Consider the following 17,576-nt stretch of genomic DNA (forward strand, 5'->3'; position numbering starts at 1 on the left):
CCGCCTTCACGGATTGCGAAACGCAGACCGTCTTCCATCGCGATGGTTTTGATCAGGGTAACAGTCATCTGAATGTTGTCACCTGGCATTACCATTTCAACGCCTTCTGGCAGCTCGCAGTTACCAGTCACGTCAGTAGTACGGAAGTAGAACTGCGGACGGTAGCCTTTGAAGAACGGAGTGTGACGACCGCCTTCTTCCTTGCTCAGAACGTAAACTTCTGCGGTGAACTTGGTGTGCGGCTTAACCGAACCCGGCTTAACCAGAACCTGACCACGCTCAACGTCGTCACGCTTGGTGCCACGCAGCAGAACGCCGCAGTTCTCGCCAGCACGACCTTCGTCCAGCAGCTTGCGGAACATCTCAACACCGGTGCAGGTGGTGGTGGTGGTATCACGCAGACCAACGATTTCCAGAGCATCTTGAACGCGAACGATACCGCGCTCGATACGACCGGTCACAACAGTACCGCGACCCGAGATCGAGAACACGTCTTCGATTGGCATCAGGAACGGCTTGTCGATAGCACGCTCTGGCTCTGGGATGTAGCTGTCCAGAGTTTCCACCAGCTTCTTAACAGCGGTGGTGCCCATTTCGTTGTCGTCTTTGCCTTCCAGCGCCATACGAGCAGAACCGATGATGATCGGAGTGTCGTCGCCTGGGAAGTCATAGGTGGACAGCAGGTCGCGAACTTCCATCTCAACCAGTTCCAGCAGCTCAGCGTCGTCTACCAGGTCAGCCTTGTTCAGGAAAACCACGATGTACGGAACACCTACCTGACGGGACAGCAGGATGTGCTCACGGGTTTGCGGCATCGGACCATCAGCGGCCGAGCAAACCAGGATCGCGCCGTCCATCTGCGCAGCACCAGTGATCATGTTCTTCACGTAGTCAGCGTGACCTGGGCAGTCAACGTGAGCGTAGTGACGAATGTTCGAGTTGTACTCAACGTGCGCGGTGTTGATGGTGATACCGCGAGCTTTTTCTTCTGGTGCGCTGTCGATCTTGTCGAATTCAACCACGGCCGAACCGAAAACTTCGGAGCAGACGCGAGTCAGAGCAGCGGTCAGAGTGGTTTTACCGTGGTCAACGTGGCCGATGGTGCCAACGTTTACGTGCGGTAGGGAACGATCAAATTTTTCTTTAGCCACGACAATTAACTCCTAGCCTAAAGGGGCTGAATCAGCCTTGTTTTTTGGTAACGGATTCGACGATGTGCGACGGAGCCGTATCGTATTTTTTGAATTCCATAGAGTAGCTTGCGCGACCCTGGGACATGGAACGAACGTCGGTCGCATAACCGAACATCTCACCCAGTGGAACCTCGGCACGGATAACCTTGCCGGACACTGTGTCTTCCATACCCTGGATCATGCCGCGACGACGGTTAAGGTCGCCCATCACATCACCCATATAGTCTTCAGGCGTAACAACCTCTACCGCCATGATCGGCTCGAGCAACTCACCACCGCCCTTCTGGGCCAGTTGCTTGGTCGCCATGGAAGCAGCCACTTTAAACGCCATCTCGTTGGAGTCGACGTCGTGGTAAGAACCATCGAACACGGTAGCCTTCAGGCCGATCAGCGGATAGCCGGCAACAACGCCGTTCTTCATCTGCTCTTCGATACCCTTCTGGATAGCCGGGATGTATTCCTTAGGAACCACACCACCCACTACTTCGTTCAGGAATTGCAGACCTTCCTGACCTTCGTCAGCAGGAGCAAAGCGAATCCAGCAGTGACCGAACTGGCCACGACCGCCGGACTGACGAACGAACTTGCCTTCGATTTCGCAGTTCTTCGTGATGCGCTCACGGTACGAAACCTGTGGCTTGCCGATGTTGGCTTCGACGTTGAACTCACGGCGCATCCGGTCAACCAGGATGTCCAAGTGCAGCTCGCCCATGCCGGAGATGATCGTTTGACCAGTCTCTTCATCAGTTTTAACGCGGAAAGACGGGTCTTCCTGAGCAAGCTTGCCCAGAGCGATACCCATTTTTTCCTGGTCATCCTTGGTCTTAGGCTCTACGGCAACCGAAATAACCGGCTCCGGGAAGTCCATACGAACCAGGATGATTGGCTTGTCAGCGTTGCAGAGGGTTTCACCAGTGGTGACGTCCTTCATGCCGATCAGGGCCGCGATGTCGCCAGCGCGTACTTCCTTGATCTCTTCACGGGCGTTTGCGTGCATTTGCACCATACGACCCACGCGCTCTTTCTTGCCTTTAACCGAGTTGATCACGCCGTCGCCGGAGTTCAACACGCCCGAGTAAACGCGGACGAAGGTCAAGGTACCCACGAATGGGTCGGTAGCGATCTTGAACGCCAAGGCCGCGAACGGCTCGTCGTCGCTTGCATGACGCTCCATCTCTTCTTCCTCGTTATCAGGGTTGGAACCCTTGATAGCAGGAATGTCGGTCGGAGCAGGCAGGAAGTCGATAACGGCGTCGAGAACCAGGGGAACACCCTTGTTCTTGAACGAAGAACCGCAAACAGCCAGAACGATTTCGCCGGCGATAGTACGCGCACGCAAAGCAGCCTTGATCTCTTCGATCGACAGCTCTTCACCTTCCAGGTACTTGTTCATCAGCTCTTCGCTGGCTTCGGCGGCGGCTTCAACCATGTTGTTGCGCCATTCTTCAGCCAGTTCAAGCATGTCCGCAGGGATTTCCTTGCGAACCGGAACCATACCCTTGTCAGAGTCGTTCCAGTAGACAGCTTGCATGTTGATCAGGTCGATCTGGCCCTGGAAGTTATCTTCCGAACCGATAGCCAGCTGGATCGGCACCGGAGTGTGACCCAGGCGCTGTTTGATCTGACCGATCACGCGCAGGAAGTTGGCACCAGCACGGTCCATCTTGTTTACGTAAACAAGACGTGGAACGCCGTATTTGTTGGCCTGACGCCATACGGTTTCCGACTGAGGCTCAACACCCGAAGTACCGCAGAACACAACGACAGCGCCGTCGAGTACACGCAGGGAACGCTCTACTTCAATAGTGAAGTCTACGTGACCCGGGGTATCGATTACGTTGAAGCGATGCTCGTGTGGGTACTGCTTCTCGGAACCTTTCCAGAAGGCGGTAATGGCAGCAGAAGTAATGGTAATACCACGCTCCTGCTCCTGAACCATCCAGTCTGTGGTCGCGGCGCCATCATGCACCTCGCCCATTTTGTGACTTTTGCCAGTGTAAAAAAGGACGCGCTCGGTGGTGGTGGTTTTACCAGCATCCACGTGAGCGACGATACCGATGTTACGGTAGCGACTAATCGGAGTAGTACGAGCCATAAAGCCCTCGCAAAATTAGTGAAGCTAAAATTAGAAGCGGTAGTGCGAGAAAGCTTTGTTAGCTTCGGCCATACGGTGCACGTCTTCACGCTTCTTAACAGCAGCACCTTTACCTTCAGCAGCATCCAGCAGCTCGCCAGCCAAGCGCAGAGCCATAGACTTCTCGCCACGCTTGCGGGCGAAGTCTACCAACCAGCGCATTGCCAGAGCGTTACGACGGGACGGACGAACCTCGACCGGAACCTGGTAAGTAGCACCACCAACGCGGCGCGACTTCACTTCGACCAGCGGAGCGATGGCGTCGAGTGCTTTTTCGAAGAGTTCCAGGGGATCGGTGCCGGTCTTGCGAGCCGCAACGGTTTCCAGGGCACCATAAACGATACGCTCGGCAACGGCTTTCTTGCCGCTTTCCATAACGTGGTTCATGAATTTGGCGAGGATTTGGCTTCCGTATTTCGGATCGTCCAGAATCTCACGCTTTGCTGCTACGCGACGTCTTGGCATTGATAAGCCCTCAAACGGTCTTCAGGTTAGCTCGGGACAGATCCAGTGGATGCGCGCCCGACCTTACTCTTATCGACTCAATAAAATGAAAATCTGCAAAACGGCCGATTACTTCGGACGCTTGGTACCGTACTTCGAACGACCCTGGTTACGGCCTTTAACGCCGGAAGTATCCAAGGAGCCGCGAACGGTGTGGTAACGAACACCTGGCAAGTCTTTTACACGACCGCCGCGGATCAGTACCACGCTGTGCTCTTGCAGGTTGTGGCCTTCACCACCGATGTACGAGGAAACCTCGAAACCGTTGGTCAGACGCACACGGCATACTTTACGCAGTGCCGAGTTAGGTTTTTTCGGCGTAGTGGTGTACACACGGGTGCACACGCCACGACGTTGCGGGCAGTTCTGCAGCGCAGGCACGTCGGATTTCTCGACGATACGCTTACGCGGCTGACGTACCAGCTGGTTGATAGTTGCCATCTACTAGCTCCACTGTTGTCTTGCGACGCTATTGTCTTGCAAGAAAAGCAAAATGGCAGGAACGAATTCCCGCCAAATTTAGGGGATCAAGAGTCTAAAGAGGATCTTGTCCCCAGTCAAGGCAAGGCCCCGACCTCCCCGCTCGTCGAACCTCGACAAATTGTCTTGATTCGATGAACGGCTTGATCAGGGCCTCAGCTCATTTTTTCGCAGAACTCAGTTACCGCTCGAGTTCAGCGCTTCGGTCAGTGCAGCTTCCACTTCACTGGCGCTTACGCGCAACGGCTTGTCTGCATCACGACGACGCTTGCGCTCGCTGTGATAAGCCAGACCGGTACCGGCCGGGATCAGACGACCCACAACCACGTTTTCTTTCAGGCCGCGCAGGTAATCGCGCTTGCCGGTTACCGCTGCTTCGGTCAGTACGCGAGTGGTCTCCTGGAAGGAGGCCGCCGAGATGAACGATTCAGTCGACAACGACGCCTTGGTGATACCCAGCAGCACGCGAGTGAACTTGGACACGAATTTGTCTTCGGTCGCCAAGCGCTCGTTTTCCACCAGTACGTGAGTCAGTTCCATCTGGTCGCCCTTGATGAAGCTGGAATCGCCGGACTCGGAGATCTCAACTTTACGCAGCATCTGACGCAGGATGGTCTCGATGTGCTTGTCGTTGATCTTCACGCCTTGCAGACGGTAAACGTCCTGGATCTCGTTGACGATGTACTTGGCCAGCGCGCTCACGCCCAGCAGACGCAGGATGTCGTGCGGATCGCTCGGACCGTCGGAGATAACTTCGCCGCGGTTTACCTGTTCGCCTTCGAACACGTTCAGGTGACGCCACTTCGGAATCAGCTCTTCGTACGGATCGCTACCGTCGTTCGGGGTAATGACCAGACGGCGCTTGCCCTTGGTCTCTTTACCGAACGCGATGGTGCCGCTGACTTCAGCCAGAATCGACGCCTCTTTCGGACGACGAGCTTCGAAAAGGTCGGCAACACGCGGCAGACCACCGGTGATGTCACGGGTTTTCGAAGTTTCTTGCGGGATACGAGCGATAACGTCACCGATCGCAATCTTCGCACCGTCCGCAACACCGACCAGGGCGTTGGCTGGCAGGAAGTACTGAGCGATAACGTCAGTGCCTGGCAGCAACAGATCCTTGCCGTTGTCATCAACCATCTTCACCGCAGGACGAATGTCCTTGCCGGCAGCCGGACGGTCTTTGGCATCGAGTACTTCAATGTTGGTCATACCGGTCAATTCGTCAGTCTGACGCTTGATCGTGATGCCTTCTTCCATGCCCACGTAGGTCACGGTACCTTTCATTTCGGTAACGATCGGGTGAGTGTGCGGATCCCACTTGGCCACGATTGCGCCAGCGTCGACCTTGTCACCTTCTTTAACCGAAATCACGGCACCGTACGGCAGCTTGTAACGCTCGCGCTCACGACCGAAGTCGTCAGCGATTGCCAGCTCACCGGAACGAGACACGGCAACCAGGTTGCCATCCACACGCTCAACGTGTTTCAGGTTGTGCAGACGGACGGTACCGCCATTCTTCACCTGAACGCTGTCGGCTGCGGAAGTACGGCTTGCCGCACCACCGATGTGGAACGTACGCATCGTCAGCTGGGTACCCGGCTCACCGATGGACTGGGCAGCGATAACGCCGACCGCTTCACCGATGTTCACCTGGTGACCACGAGCCAGGTCACGGCCGTAGCACTTGGCGCAAATGCCATAGCGGGTTTCGCAGCTGATCGGCGAACGCACGATTACTTCGTCGATGCTGTTCAGCTCGATGAACTCAACCCACTTCTCGTCTACCAGAGTGCCTGCAGGAACGATAACGTCCTCGGTACCCGGCTTGAATACGTCACGAGCAATGACACGACCCAATACGCGCTCACCCAACGGCTCTACAACGTCACCGCCTTCAATGTGCGGAGTCATCAGCAGACCGTGTTCGGTGCCGCAATCGATCTCGGTCACGACCAGATCCTGCGCCACGTCTACCAGACGACGAGTCAGGTAACCGGAGTTCGCAGTTTTCAACGCGGTATCCGCCAGACCTTTACGAGCACCGTGAGTCGAGATGAAGTACTGGAGTACGCTCAGACCTTCACGGAAGTTCGCAGTAATCGGCGTTTCAATGATGGAACCGTCCGGCTTGGCCATCAGACCACGCATACCGGCCAGCTGACGAATCTGTGCTGCGGAACCCCGCGCACCCGAGTCGGCCATCATGTACATCGAGTTGAACGATTCTTGCTCGACTTCGTCGCCGTGACGGTCGATGACTTTCTCTTTCGAGAGGTTGGCCATCATCGCCTTGGAGACTTCGTCGTTCGCTTTCGACCAAAGGTCGATCACTTTGTTGTACTTCTCGCCCTGGGTTACCAGGCCGGAGGCGTACTGGCTCTCGATTTCTTTCACTTCGTCGGTGGCAGCACCGATGATGCGGGCTTTCTCATCCGGGATAACGAAGTCGTTAACACCGATGGAAACGCCGGAAATGGTCGAGTAGGCAAAACCGGTGTACATCAACTGGTCAGCAAAGATCACGGTCTCTTTCAGACCAACCACGCGGTAGCACTGGTTGATCAGCTTGGAGATCGCCTTTTTCTTCATCGGCAGGTTGACGACGTCGAACGACAGACCTTTTGGCACAACCTGGAACAGCAGCGCACGGCCGACAGTGGTGTCGACGATACGGGTGTTGTTCACGCTGTTGCCGTCACGATCGTTCACGGTTTCGTTGATACGAACCTTGATCTTGGCGTGCAGTGCGGCTTCGCCGGCACGGAACACACGGTCAACTTCCTGCAGATCCGCGAACACACGACCTTCGCCCTTGGCGTTGATCGCTTCACGAGTCATGTAGTAGAGACCCAATACAACGTCCTGCGACGGAACGATGATTGGCTCACCGTTGGCTGGCGACAGAATGTTGTTGGTCGACATCATCAACGCACGCGCTTCGAGCTGGGCTTCCAGCGTCAGCGGTACGTGCACGGCCATTTGGTCGCCGTCGAAGTCGGCGTTGTACGCGGCGCAGACCAGAGGGTGCAGCTGGATAGCCTTACCTTCGATCAGTACCGGTTCAAACGCCTGGATACCCAGACGGTGAAGGGTCGGTGCACGGTTGAGAAGAACCGGGTGTTCGCGAATCACTTCCGCGAGAACGTCCCAAACCTCTGGCAGTTCGCGCTCGACCATTTTCTTGGCCGCTTTGATGGTGGTCGCCAGACCACGCATTTCCAGCTTGCCGAAAATGAACGGCTTGAACAGCTCGAGAGCCATCTTCTTCGGCAGACCGCACTGGTGCAGACGCAGGGTCGGACCAACGGTAATTACCGAACGACCGGAGTAGTCAACACGCTTACCGAGCAAGTTCTGACGGAAACGACCTTGCTTACCCTTGATCATGTCAGCCAGGGATTTCAGAGGACGCTTGTTCGAACCTGTGATAGCGCGGCCACGACGACCGTTGTCGAGCAGTGCATCGACAGCTTCCTGCAACATACGCTTTTCGTTGCGCACGATGATGTCCGGAGCGGACAGATCCAGCAGGCGCTTCAAACGGTTGTTACGGTTGATCACTCGACGATACAGATCGTTGAGGTCGGAAGTCGCGAAACGACCGCCATCCAGTGGAACCAGTGGACGCAGATCTGGCGGCAGAACCGGCAGAACGGTCAGCACCATCCACTCTGGCAGGTTGCCGGAGCCCTGGAAGGCTTCCATCAACTTCAGACGCTTGGACAGCTTCTTGATCTTGGTTTCGGAGTTGGTTTGCGGAATTTCTTCACGCAGCCGGCCGATCTCGTGTTCCAGGTCGATAGCGTGCAGCAGTTCGCGGACAGCTTCGGCACCCATGCGGGCGTCGAAATCGTCACCGAACTCTTCCAGCGCTTCGAAGTACTGCTCGTCGTTCAGCAGCTGACCTTTTTCAAGAGTGGTCATGCCCGGATCGATAACGACATAGCTCTCGAAGTAGAGAACGCGTTCGATATCACGCAGGGTCATGTCCATCAGCAGGCCGATACGGGACGGCAGCGATTTCAGGAACCAGATGTGGGCAACCGGCGAAGCCAGTTCGATGTGCGCCATGCGCTCACGACGAACCTTGGCCAGTGCAACTTCAACGCCGCACTTCTCGCAGATCACACCACGGTGCTTCAAGCGCTTGTACTTACCGCACAGGCACTCGTAATCCTTTACCGGGCCAAAGATCTTGGCGCAGAACAGACCGTCACGCTCAGGTTTGAACGTACGGTAGTTGATGGTTTCCGGCTTTTTAACTTCACCGAACGACCACGAGCGGATCATCTCAGGCGAGGCCAATCCGATACGGATGGCGTCGAACTCTTCGACTTGACCCTGGTTTTTCAGCAAATTCAGTAGGTCTTTCAAGGCCTTTCCTCCTGGCGGAGCAGAGAGCGGGCAATCCTGCCCCGCTCTCGATCGCGTCACGTGTTATTCGGTTTCCAGATCGATATCGATGCCGAGGGAACGAATTTCCTTGATCAACACGTTGAAGGACTCGGGCATGCCCGGCTCCATACGGTGATCGCCGTCCACGATGTTTTTGTACATCTTGGTCCGGCCGTTCACATCGTCCGACTTCACTGTGAGCATTTCTTGCAGAGTGTAAGCAGCACCGTATGCTTCCAGTGCCCAGACCTCCATCTCCCCGAAACGCTGACCACCGAACTGCGCCTTACCACCCAGCGGCTGCTGGGTAACCAGGCTGTACGAACCGGTAGAACGCGCGTGCATCTTGTCGTCTACCAAGTGGTTCAGCTTCAGCATGTACATGTAGCCAACGGTAACTGGACGCTCGAACTTGTTGCCGGTACGGCCGTCGGTCAGCTGCATCTGGCCGCTTTCTGGCAGGTCTGCCAGTTTCAGCATGGCCTTGATTTCGCTTTCCTTGGCACCGTCGAACACTGGAGTGGCCATTGGAACACCGCCACGCAGGTTCTTAGCCAGATCCAGGATTTCCTGATCGGAGAAGCTGTCCAGATCTTCGTTACGACCGCCGATCTGGTTGTAGATCTCGTCCAGGAAGGTGCGCAGTTCAGCGACTTTACGCTGCTCTTCGACCATCCGGTTGATCTTCTCGCCCAGACCTTTGGCCGCGAGGCCGAGGTGGGTTTCAAGGATCTGACCAACGTTCATACGCGAAGGTACGCCCAGTGGGTTGAGGACGACGTCGACCGGTGTGCCATTGGCATCGTGCGGCATGTCTTCAACCGGCATGATCACGGAGACCACACCTTTGTTACCGTGACGACCGGCCATCTTGTCGCCCGGCTGGATGCGACGACGGATTGCCAGGTAAACCTTGACGATTTTCAGCACACCTGGAGCCAGGTCATCGCCCTGCTGCAGTTTGCGCTTCTTGTCTTCGAACTTGTCGTCCAGCAGACGGCGACGATCAACGATGTAGGCTTGGGCCTTCTCGAGCTGCTCGTTCAGAGCATCTTCAGCCATGCGCAGTTTGAACCACTGACCATGCTCAAGACCGTCGAGTACTTCGTCGGTGATGTCCTGACCTTTCTTCAGGCCCGCGCCACCTTCAGCCTTGTGGCCTACCAGAGCGGAACGCAGACGCTCGAAGGTCGCGCCTTCAACGATGCGGAACTCTTCGTTCAGATCCTTGCGGATCTCGTCCAGCTGGGACTTCTCGATCGACAGGGCACGAGCATCACGCTCAACGCCGTCACGAGTGAAGACCTGTACGTCGATGACAGTACCTTTGGTGCCGGTTGGCACACGCAGGGAAGTGTCTTTAACGTCGCTGGCTTTCTCACCGAAGATTGCGCGCAGCAGTTTTTCTTCCGGAGTGAGTTGGGTCTCGCCTTTCGGAGTGACCTTACCTACCAGGATGTCGCCTGCGCCGACTTCAGCACCTACGTAAACGATACCGGCTTCGTCCAGCTTGTTCAGCGCAGCTTCACCCACGTTAGGGATGTCCGCAGTGATTTCCTCTGGGCCAAGCTTGGTGTCACGAGCCACACAGGTCAGTTCCTGAATGTGGATCGTGGTGAAACGGTCTTCCTGAACCACACGCTCGGACAGACAGATGGAGTCTTCGAAGTTGAAGCCGTTCCATGCCATGAACGCGATGCGCATGTTCTGACCCAGAGCCAGTTCACCCATGTCGGTGGACGGACCGTCGGCCATGATGTCGCCACGCTGAACACGATCACCCTTGCTCACCAGCGGACGCTGGTTGATGCAGGTGTTCTGGTTCGAGCGGGTGTATTTGGTCAGATTGTAGATGTCGACACCAGCTTCGCCGGTTTCAACTTCGTCATCGGCAACGCGAACCACGATACGGCTGGCATCAACGGAGTCGATCACGCCGCCACGACGAGCCACGACGCAAACGCCGGAGTCGCGAGCCACGTTACGCTCCATGCCGGTACCGACCAGCGGCTTGTCAGCGCGCAGGGTTGGTACAGCTTGACGCTGCATGTTGGAACCCATCAACGCACGGTTGGCGTCGTCGTGCTCGAGGAACGGAATCAGCGACGCTGCAACCGAAACTACCTGCTTCGGCGAAACGTCCATCAAGGTGACGTCTTCCGGCGCCTTGACGGTGAATTCGTTCAGGTGACGTACGGCCACCAGTTCGTCGATCAGGACTTTCTGCTCGTTCATGGTCGCCGAAGCCTGCGCGATCACGTGATCGGCTTCTTCAATGGCGGACAGGAACACGATGTCGTCGGTGACCACACCCTCTTTCACCACACGGTACGGGCTCTCGAGGAAGCCGTACTGGTTGGTGCGAGCGTAAGCAGCCAGGGAGTTGATCAGACCGATGTTCGGACCTTCCGGCGTTTCAATCGGGCAGACACGACCGTAATGAGTCGGGTGTACGTCACGGACTTCGAAGCCCGCGCGCTCACGAGTCAGACCGCCAGGGCCGAGTGCAGAGACACGACGCTTGTGGGTGATCTCGGACAGCGGGTTGTTCTGGTCCATGAACTGCGACAGCTGGCTGGAACCGAAGAACTCTTTCACCGCCGCAGCCACTGGCTTGGCGTTGATCAGGTCTTGCGGCATCAGGCCTTCGCTTTCGGCCATCGACAGACGCTCTTTGACCGCACGCTCAACACGTACCAGGCCAACGCGGAACTGATTCTCGGCCATTTCGCCTACGCAGCGAACACGACGGTTACCCAGGTGGTCGATGTCGTCGACAATGCCTTTACCGTTACGGATGTCGACCAGAGTCTTCAGTACCGCGACGATGTCTTCCTTGCACAGCACGCCCGAACCTTCGATCTCGGTACGACCGATACGACGGTTGAACTTCATCCGGCCGACCGCAGACAGGTCATAGCGCTCAGGGCTGAAGAACAGGTTGTTGAACAGGGTCTCGGCAGCGTCTTTGGTTGGCGGCTCGCCTGGACGCATCATGCGATAGATCTCGACCAGCGCTTCCAATTGGTTGCTGGTGGAGTCGATCTTCAGCGTGTCGGAGACGAACGGACCGCAGTCGATGTCGTTGGTGTACAGAGTCTCGATGCGTACGACGCCGGCCTTGGCGATTTTCGCCAGGATTTCGGTCGACAGCTCGGTGTTGCACTCTGCCAAGATCTCACCGGTAGCCGGATGCACAATCGCCTTGGCGGTGGTACGACCCAGAACGTAATCCAGAGGCACGTCCAGCTCTTTGATCCCGGCTTTTTCCAGCTGGTTGATGTGGCGGGCAGTAATACGACGGCCCTGCTCAACGATCACCTTGCCTTTGTCGTCCTGGATATCGAGAACCGCAACTTCACCACGCAGGCGCTGAGGCACCAGCTCCAGGCTCAGGCCTTCGCCCTTCACGTGGAATACGTTGGTGGTGTAGAACGCGTCCAGCACTTCCTCGGTGGTATAACCGAGCGCGCGCAGCAGTACCGAGGCCGGCAGTTTGCGACGACGGTCGATACGCACGAATACGCAGTCTTTCGGGTCGAACTCGAAGTCCAGCCACGAACCGCGGTAAGGAATGATGCGCGCGGAGTACAGCAGTTTACCGGAGCTGTGCGTCTTGCCACGGTCGTGGTCGAAGAACACGCCCGGGGAACGGTGCAGCTGGGAAACGATAACACGCTCGGTACCGTTGATTACGAAGGTACCGTTTTCAGTCATCAATGGGATTTCACCCATGTAGACTTCTTGCTCTTTGATGTCCTTGATCGCTTTGTTCGACGATTCTTTGTCGAAAATGATCAGGCGCACTTTTACCCGCAAAGGTACGGCGAAAGTTACACCGCGCAATACGCATTCTTTGACATCAAATGCCGGTTCGCCCAGGCGATAACCGACGTACTCCAGCGCAGCATTGCCGGAGTAGCTGATGATCGGGAAAACGGATTTGAAGGCCGCATGCAGGCCCACGTCGCGGAACTGATCTTTAGTCGCTCCCGCTTGCAAGAATTCACGATACGAATCCAGCTGGATGGCCAGGAGGTAAGGCACATCCATGACGTCCGGCAACTTGCTAAAGTCCTTGCGGATACGTTTTTTCTCAGTATATGAGTAAGCCATCAGCGTTCCCCAGCTTGGTCACCTGCTTGTTTGGCCTCTCCCGACGGGAGCAGCCAGAAAATCGTGCAAACCCCATGGTTTGCGCCACCGCATCGGGTGGTTACAGCTCGTTATCGACACCGACCCAGTCGGCTGCCAATAACGGAAAAAGGCCGGTGGCAAGAGCCACCAGCCATCAGCCTGTCGCTTGACGCTCGGGCTGGAGGAGCAAAGTCGATACTTATTTCAGCTCGACTTTAGCGCCTGCTTCTTCCAGCTTCTTCTTGGCGTCTTCAGCAGCTTCTTTCGAAACGCCTTCAGCTACAACCTGAGGAGCGCCGTCTACTTTCTCTTTGGCTTCTTTCAGGCCCAGACCGGTCAGTTCACGAACTGCCTTGATCACGTTAACCTTCTTCTCGCCAGCTTCCAGCAGAACAACGTTGAACTCGGTTTGCTCTTCAACAACAGCGGCAGCAGCAGCTGGACCAGCCGAAGCAGCAGCAGCGGTCACGCCGAAGGTTTCTTCCATCGCTTTGATCAGCTCAACGATTTCCACTACGGATTTCTGGCCGATTGCTTCGATGATTTGTTCGTTAGTCAGAGACATGACTCAATTCCTGAATTGGGGGACGGCCTACGCGACCATCGAAATAAACAAAAAACGCGAGAAGCTGACGAGCCTTAGGCTGCAGCAGCTTCTTTCTGGTCGCGAATTGCCGCCAGAGTACGAGCCAATTTGCTGGTAGCGCCTTGAATCACGCTCATCAGCTGGGAAATTGCTTCGTCACGGGTCGGCAGAGTTGCCAGAACGTCGATCTGATTAGCTGCGAGGAACTTGCCCTCGAACGCAGCTGCCTTGATCTCGAACTTGTCCTGACCCTTCGAAAACTCTTTGAAAATACGAGCAGCAGCGCCCGGATGTTCGTTCGAGAATGCGATCAGGGTCGGGCCGGTGAACACGTCGTTGAGGACACTGTATTGAGTGTCAGCAACAGCGCGCTTGAGCAGGGTGTTACGTACAACACGTACGTAAACGCCAGCTTCACGAGCCTCTTTACGGAGTCCGGTCATTGCGCCTACTGTTACGCCACGGGCATCAACCACGACAGCGGACAGAGCGACTTTGGCAGCCTCGTTGACTTCAGCGACGATGGCCTTCTTGTCTTCGAGATTAATTGCCACGGGTTTAACTCCTGCTTGTTACCGTTTCACTCGATCGAAACCGAATGTCGTTTTGGTGTCTGATTCGGTAAGGAACCGGGAGCACCATCTGCGTAGGCTTGAGGTTTAAGACTTGCGTCGCCTACGGTCTTGGATAGCCCCCGCCAGGCAGGGACCCCAATCTTTCAATTGGCGCAGTCAACTGCGCCAATTTTTGTCTTACGCGTCCAGCGAGCTCTGGTCGATAACCAGACCTGGGCCCATAGTGGTGCTCAGGGTAACGCGCTTGACGTAGATACCTTTCGAAGAAGCTGGCTTGATACGCTTCAGATCAGCGATCAGCGCTTCAACGTTTTCCTTCAGCTTGACGGCATCGAAGCCGATCTTGCCAACGGAAGTGTGGATGATGCCGTTTTTGTCGGTGCGATAACGAACCTGACCAGCCTTGGCATTTTTAACCGCGGTAGCGACGTCTGGGGTAACAGTGCCGACTTTCGGGTTAGGCATCAGACCACGTGGACCGAGGATCTGACCCAGTTGACCTACAACGCGCATGGCATCCGGGGATGCGATCACTACGTCATAGTTCAGGTCGCCGCCTTTCATTTCGGCAGCCAGGTCGTCCATACCTACACGGTCAGCGCCGGCAGCCAGAGCGGCCTCAGCAGCTGGACCCTGGGTGAACACAGCAACGCGAACAGTCTTGCCAGTGCCGTGTGGCAGCACAGTAGCGCTACGAACAACCTGGTCGGATTTACGCGGGTCTACGCCCAGGTTTACAGCTACGTCGAACGACTCGCTGAACTTGACAGTCGACAGCTCGGCCAGCAGTGCAGCGGCGTCTACAATGTTGTAGGCCTTGCCTGCTTCGATTTTGCCGGCGATAGCCTTTTGACGCTTGGTCAGCTTAGCCATTACACACCCTCCACGTTAAGGCCCATGCTACGAGCAGAACCGGCGATAGTACGCACGGCTGCATCCATATCAGCTGCAGTCAGATCCGCGTTTTTGGTTTTCGCGATTTCTTCCAGCTGAGCACGGGTAACAGTGCCAACCTTAACGGTGTTCGGACGAGCGGAACCGCTGGTCAGACCGGCCGCCTTCTTCAGCAGAACCGAAGCAGGGGTGGATTTGGTTTCGAAAGTGAAGCTACGGTCGCTGTAGACAGTGATGATCACTGGAGTCGGCAGACCAGCTTCCAGACCCTGGGTACGGGCGTTGAAAGCTTTGCAGAATTCCATGATGTTCACGCCGTGCTGACCCAGAGCAGGACCAACAGGTGGGCTTGGGTTAGCCTGAGCGGCCTTCACTTGCAGCTTGATGTAAGCGGTAATCTTCTTGGCCATGAGGCACTCCAATTACGGGTTCGAACGCCTCGAAAGGCTCCCCGGTTACTTGCGCGTTTATCCCAGTGACGACAAAACCCCACAGCCTAGGGCTGCGGGGTTGGGATGCTTGCTCAGCTAGACCTTTTCGACCTGACTGAACTCCAACTCTACCGGAGTAGAGCGTCCGAAAATGAGCACTGCCACTTGGATCCGGCTCTTTTCGTAGTTAACTTCTTCAACAACGCCGTTAAAGTCAGCGAACGGCCCGTCATTGACTCGAACGGTTTCGCCTGGCTCGAACAACGTCTTCGGCTTCGGCTTGTCGCTACCGTCGGCAACGCGACGCAAAATCGCCTCAGCTTCTTTATCGGTGATTGGTGCCGGCTTATCAGCAGTACCGCCGATAAAACCCATCACCCGAGGAGTATCCTTGACCAAGTGCCAAGTACCCTCATTCATATCCATCTGAACCAGCACATAACCTGGGAAGAATTTGCGCTCGCTTTTGCGTTTCTGGCCATTACGCATTTCAACCACTTCTTCAGTGGGAACCAGAATTTCGCCGAAGCCATCTTCCATGCCAGCCAGCTTTACACGCTCGATCAACGAACGCATGACATGCTTCTCGTAACCCGAGTAAGCATGCACAACGTACCAACGCTTAGCCACGGGACACCCTTAGCCGACAATCAAGGAAACAAGCCAACCGAGCAGGGAATCAAGCCCCCACAACAGCAACGCCATAACCAGGACAACAGCCACAACAATCAGTGTGGTCTGCGTGGTTTCTTGGCGAGTTGGCCATACGACTTTACGAATCTCGGTGCGAGCTTCCTTAACCAGTACAAAGAAAGACTTGCCCTTGGCAGTCTGCAGGCCTACAAAGGCAGCTACAGCAGCAATAACAAGCAATGCGAGTACACGGTACAGGATCGGCGAAGCAGCGTAATACTGATTACCGACAACGCCAACAATTACCAAAGCGACCACTACAAGCCACTTGAGCAAATCGAAGCGAGAGCCTTGAGCTTCAGCTTTAGGAGTCATCTATGAAGATCCTGTGAAAAGAAAGCCAGACACACCGAGTGAATCTGGCAGGTCAGGAGGGAATCGAACCCCCAACCTACGGTTTTGGAGACCGTCGCTCTGCCAATTGAGCTACTGACCTAAAACAAAATCAGGCCGACCATTATGCCGGCCTGAAAAAGACATTACAACTGTTTACTCGATGATCTTGGCCACTACGCCAGCACCAACGGTACGACCGCCTTCACGGATTGCGAAACGCAGACCGTCTTCCATCGCGATGGTTTTGATCAGGGTAACAGTCATCTGAATGTTGTCACCTGGCATTACCATTTCAACGCCTTCTGGCAGCTCGCAGTTACCAGTCACGTCAGTAGTACGGAAGTAGAACTGCGGACGGTAGCCTTTGAAGAACGGAGTGTGACGACCGCCTTCTTCCTTGCTCAGAACGTAAACTTCTGCGGTGAACTTGGTGTGCGGCTTAACCGAACCCGGCTTAACCAGAACCTGACCACGCTCAACGTCGTCACGCTTGGTGCCACGCAGCAGAACGCCGCAGTTCTCGCCAGCACGACCTTCGTCCAGCAGCTTGCGGAACATCTCAACACCGGTGCAGGTGGTGGTGGTGGTATCACGCAGACCAACGATTTCCAGAGCATCTTGAACGCGAACGATACCGCGCTCGATACGACCGGTCACAACAGTACCGCGACCCGAGATCGAGAACACGTCTTCGATTGGCATCAGGAACGGCTTGTCGATAGCACGCTCTGGCTCTGGGATGTAGCTGTCCAGAGTTTCCACCAGCTTCTTAACAGCGGTGGTGCCCATTTCGTTGTCGTCTTTGCCTTCCAGCGCCATACGAGCAGAACCGATGATGATCGGAGTGTCGTCGCCTGGGAAGTCATAGGTGGACAGCAGGTCGCGAACTTCCATCTCAACCAGTTCCAGCAGCTCAGCGTCGTCTACCAGGTCAGCCTTGTTCAGGAAAACCACGATGTACGGAACACCTACCTGACGGGACAGCAGGATGTGCTCACGGGTTTGCGGCATCGGACCATCAGCGGCCGAGCAAACCAGGATCGCGCCGTCCATCTGCGCAGCACCAGTGATCATGTTCTTCACGTAGTCAGCGTGACCTGGGCAGTCAACGTGAGCGTAGTGACGAATGTTCGAGTTGTACTCAACGTGCGCGGTGTTGATGGTGATACCGCGAGCTTTTTCTTCTGGTGCGCTGTCGATCTTGTCGAATTCAAC

The 17,576-nt window shown here is 55.7% G+C and carries 13 protein-coding genes and 1 tRNA gene; all 14 read right to left on the minus strand.

The features are described 5' to 3' along the window. Nucleotides 1-1,151: elongation factor Tu (gene tuf, locus ACTJK9_RS29230; RefSeq protein ID WP_440817823.1), on the minus strand; the 1,151-nt coding region annotated here is incomplete at its 3' end. Nucleotides 1,152-1,182: 31 nt separating this feature from the next. Beyond that, nucleotides 1,183-3,288 carry an elongation factor G gene (gene fusA / locus ACTJK9_RS29235; protein ID WP_064599781.1) on the minus strand — a complete coding sequence of 702 codons (2,106 nt, stop codon included), beginning with the start codon at nt 3,286-3,288 and terminating at the stop codon, nt 1,183-1,185. A gap of 30 nt (nt 3,289-3,318) precedes the next feature. Then, complete coding sequence (gene rpsG, locus ACTJK9_RS29240) at nt 3,319-3,792, minus strand: 30S ribosomal protein S7 (RefSeq protein ID WP_007957592.1); 474 nt, start codon at nt 3,790-3,792, stop codon at nt 3,319-3,321. A 108-nt stretch (nt 3,793-3,900) separates the two neighbouring features. Further along, nucleotides 3,901-4,272: a 30S ribosomal protein S12 gene (gene rpsL, locus ACTJK9_RS29245; RefSeq protein WP_003186084.1), complete on the minus strand. Its 372-nt coding sequence runs from the start codon at nt 4,270-4,272 to the stop codon at nt 3,901-3,903. Nucleotides 4,273-4,488: 216 nt separating this feature from the next. Continuing rightward, nucleotides 4,489-8,688, minus strand: a complete 4,200-nt coding sequence (gene rpoC / locus ACTJK9_RS29250) for a DNA-directed RNA polymerase subunit beta' (protein ID WP_064599784.1) — start codon at nt 8,686-8,688, stop codon at nt 4,489-4,491. Between the two features lie 63 nt (nt 8,689-8,751). Beyond that, on the minus strand, nt 8,752-12,825 hold the full coding sequence (gene rpoB, locus ACTJK9_RS29255; protein ID WP_039772428.1) for a DNA-directed RNA polymerase subunit beta: 4,074 nt from the start codon (nt 12,823-12,825) through the stop codon (nt 8,752-8,754). A 220-nt stretch (nt 12,826-13,045) separates the two neighbouring features. Continuing rightward, nucleotides 13,046-13,411 carry a 50S ribosomal protein L7/L12 gene (rplL, locus tag ACTJK9_RS29260; protein ID WP_003228750.1) on the minus strand — a complete coding sequence of 122 codons (366 nt, stop codon included), beginning with the start codon at nt 13,409-13,411 and terminating at the stop codon, nt 13,046-13,048. Between the two features lie 74 nt (nt 13,412-13,485). Then, complete coding sequence (gene rplJ / locus ACTJK9_RS29265; protein WP_085613345.1) at nt 13,486-13,986, minus strand: 50S ribosomal protein L10; 501 nt, start codon at nt 13,984-13,986, stop codon at nt 13,486-13,488. A 198-nt stretch (nt 13,987-14,184) separates the two neighbouring features. Beyond that, nucleotides 14,185-14,880: a 50S ribosomal protein L1 gene (gene rplA, locus ACTJK9_RS29270; RefSeq protein ID WP_003228754.1), complete on the minus strand. Its 696-nt coding sequence runs from the start codon at nt 14,878-14,880 to the stop codon at nt 14,185-14,187. Beyond that, nucleotides 14,880-15,311, minus strand: coding sequence for a 50S ribosomal protein L11 (gene rplK / locus ACTJK9_RS29275; protein ID WP_003228756.1), 432 nt, complete (start codon nt 15,309-15,311; stop codon nt 14,880-14,882). The genes rplA and rplK overlap by 1 nt, the downstream gene beginning before the upstream one ends. Nucleotides 15,312-15,428: 117 nt before the next feature. Beyond that, nucleotides 15,429-15,962, minus strand: a complete 534-nt coding sequence (gene nusG, locus ACTJK9_RS29280) for a transcription termination/antitermination protein NusG (protein WP_007957598.1) — start codon at nt 15,960-15,962, stop codon at nt 15,429-15,431. Nucleotides 15,963-15,971: 9 nt separating this feature from the next. Next, nucleotides 15,972-16,340, minus strand: coding sequence for a preprotein translocase subunit SecE (secE, locus tag ACTJK9_RS29285; RefSeq protein ID WP_007957600.1), 369 nt, complete (start codon nt 16,338-16,340; stop codon nt 15,972-15,974). A gap of 45 nt (nt 16,341-16,385) precedes the next feature. Then, nucleotides 16,386-16,461: transfer RNA gene (locus ACTJK9_RS29290), tRNA-Trp, on the minus strand. Between the two features lie 53 nt (nt 16,462-16,514). Continuing rightward, nucleotides 16,515-17,576 (minus strand): elongation factor Tu (tuf, locus tag ACTJK9_RS29295; RefSeq protein WP_440817432.1); only part of this gene is annotated, 1,062 nt, incomplete at its 5' end.

This window comes from Pseudomonas sp. 22082 (assembly GCF_052046055.1).
In the GTDB taxonomy this organism is placed as follows: domain Bacteria; phylum Pseudomonadota; class Gammaproteobacteria; order Pseudomonadales; family Pseudomonadaceae; genus Aquipseudomonas; species Aquipseudomonas pharyngis.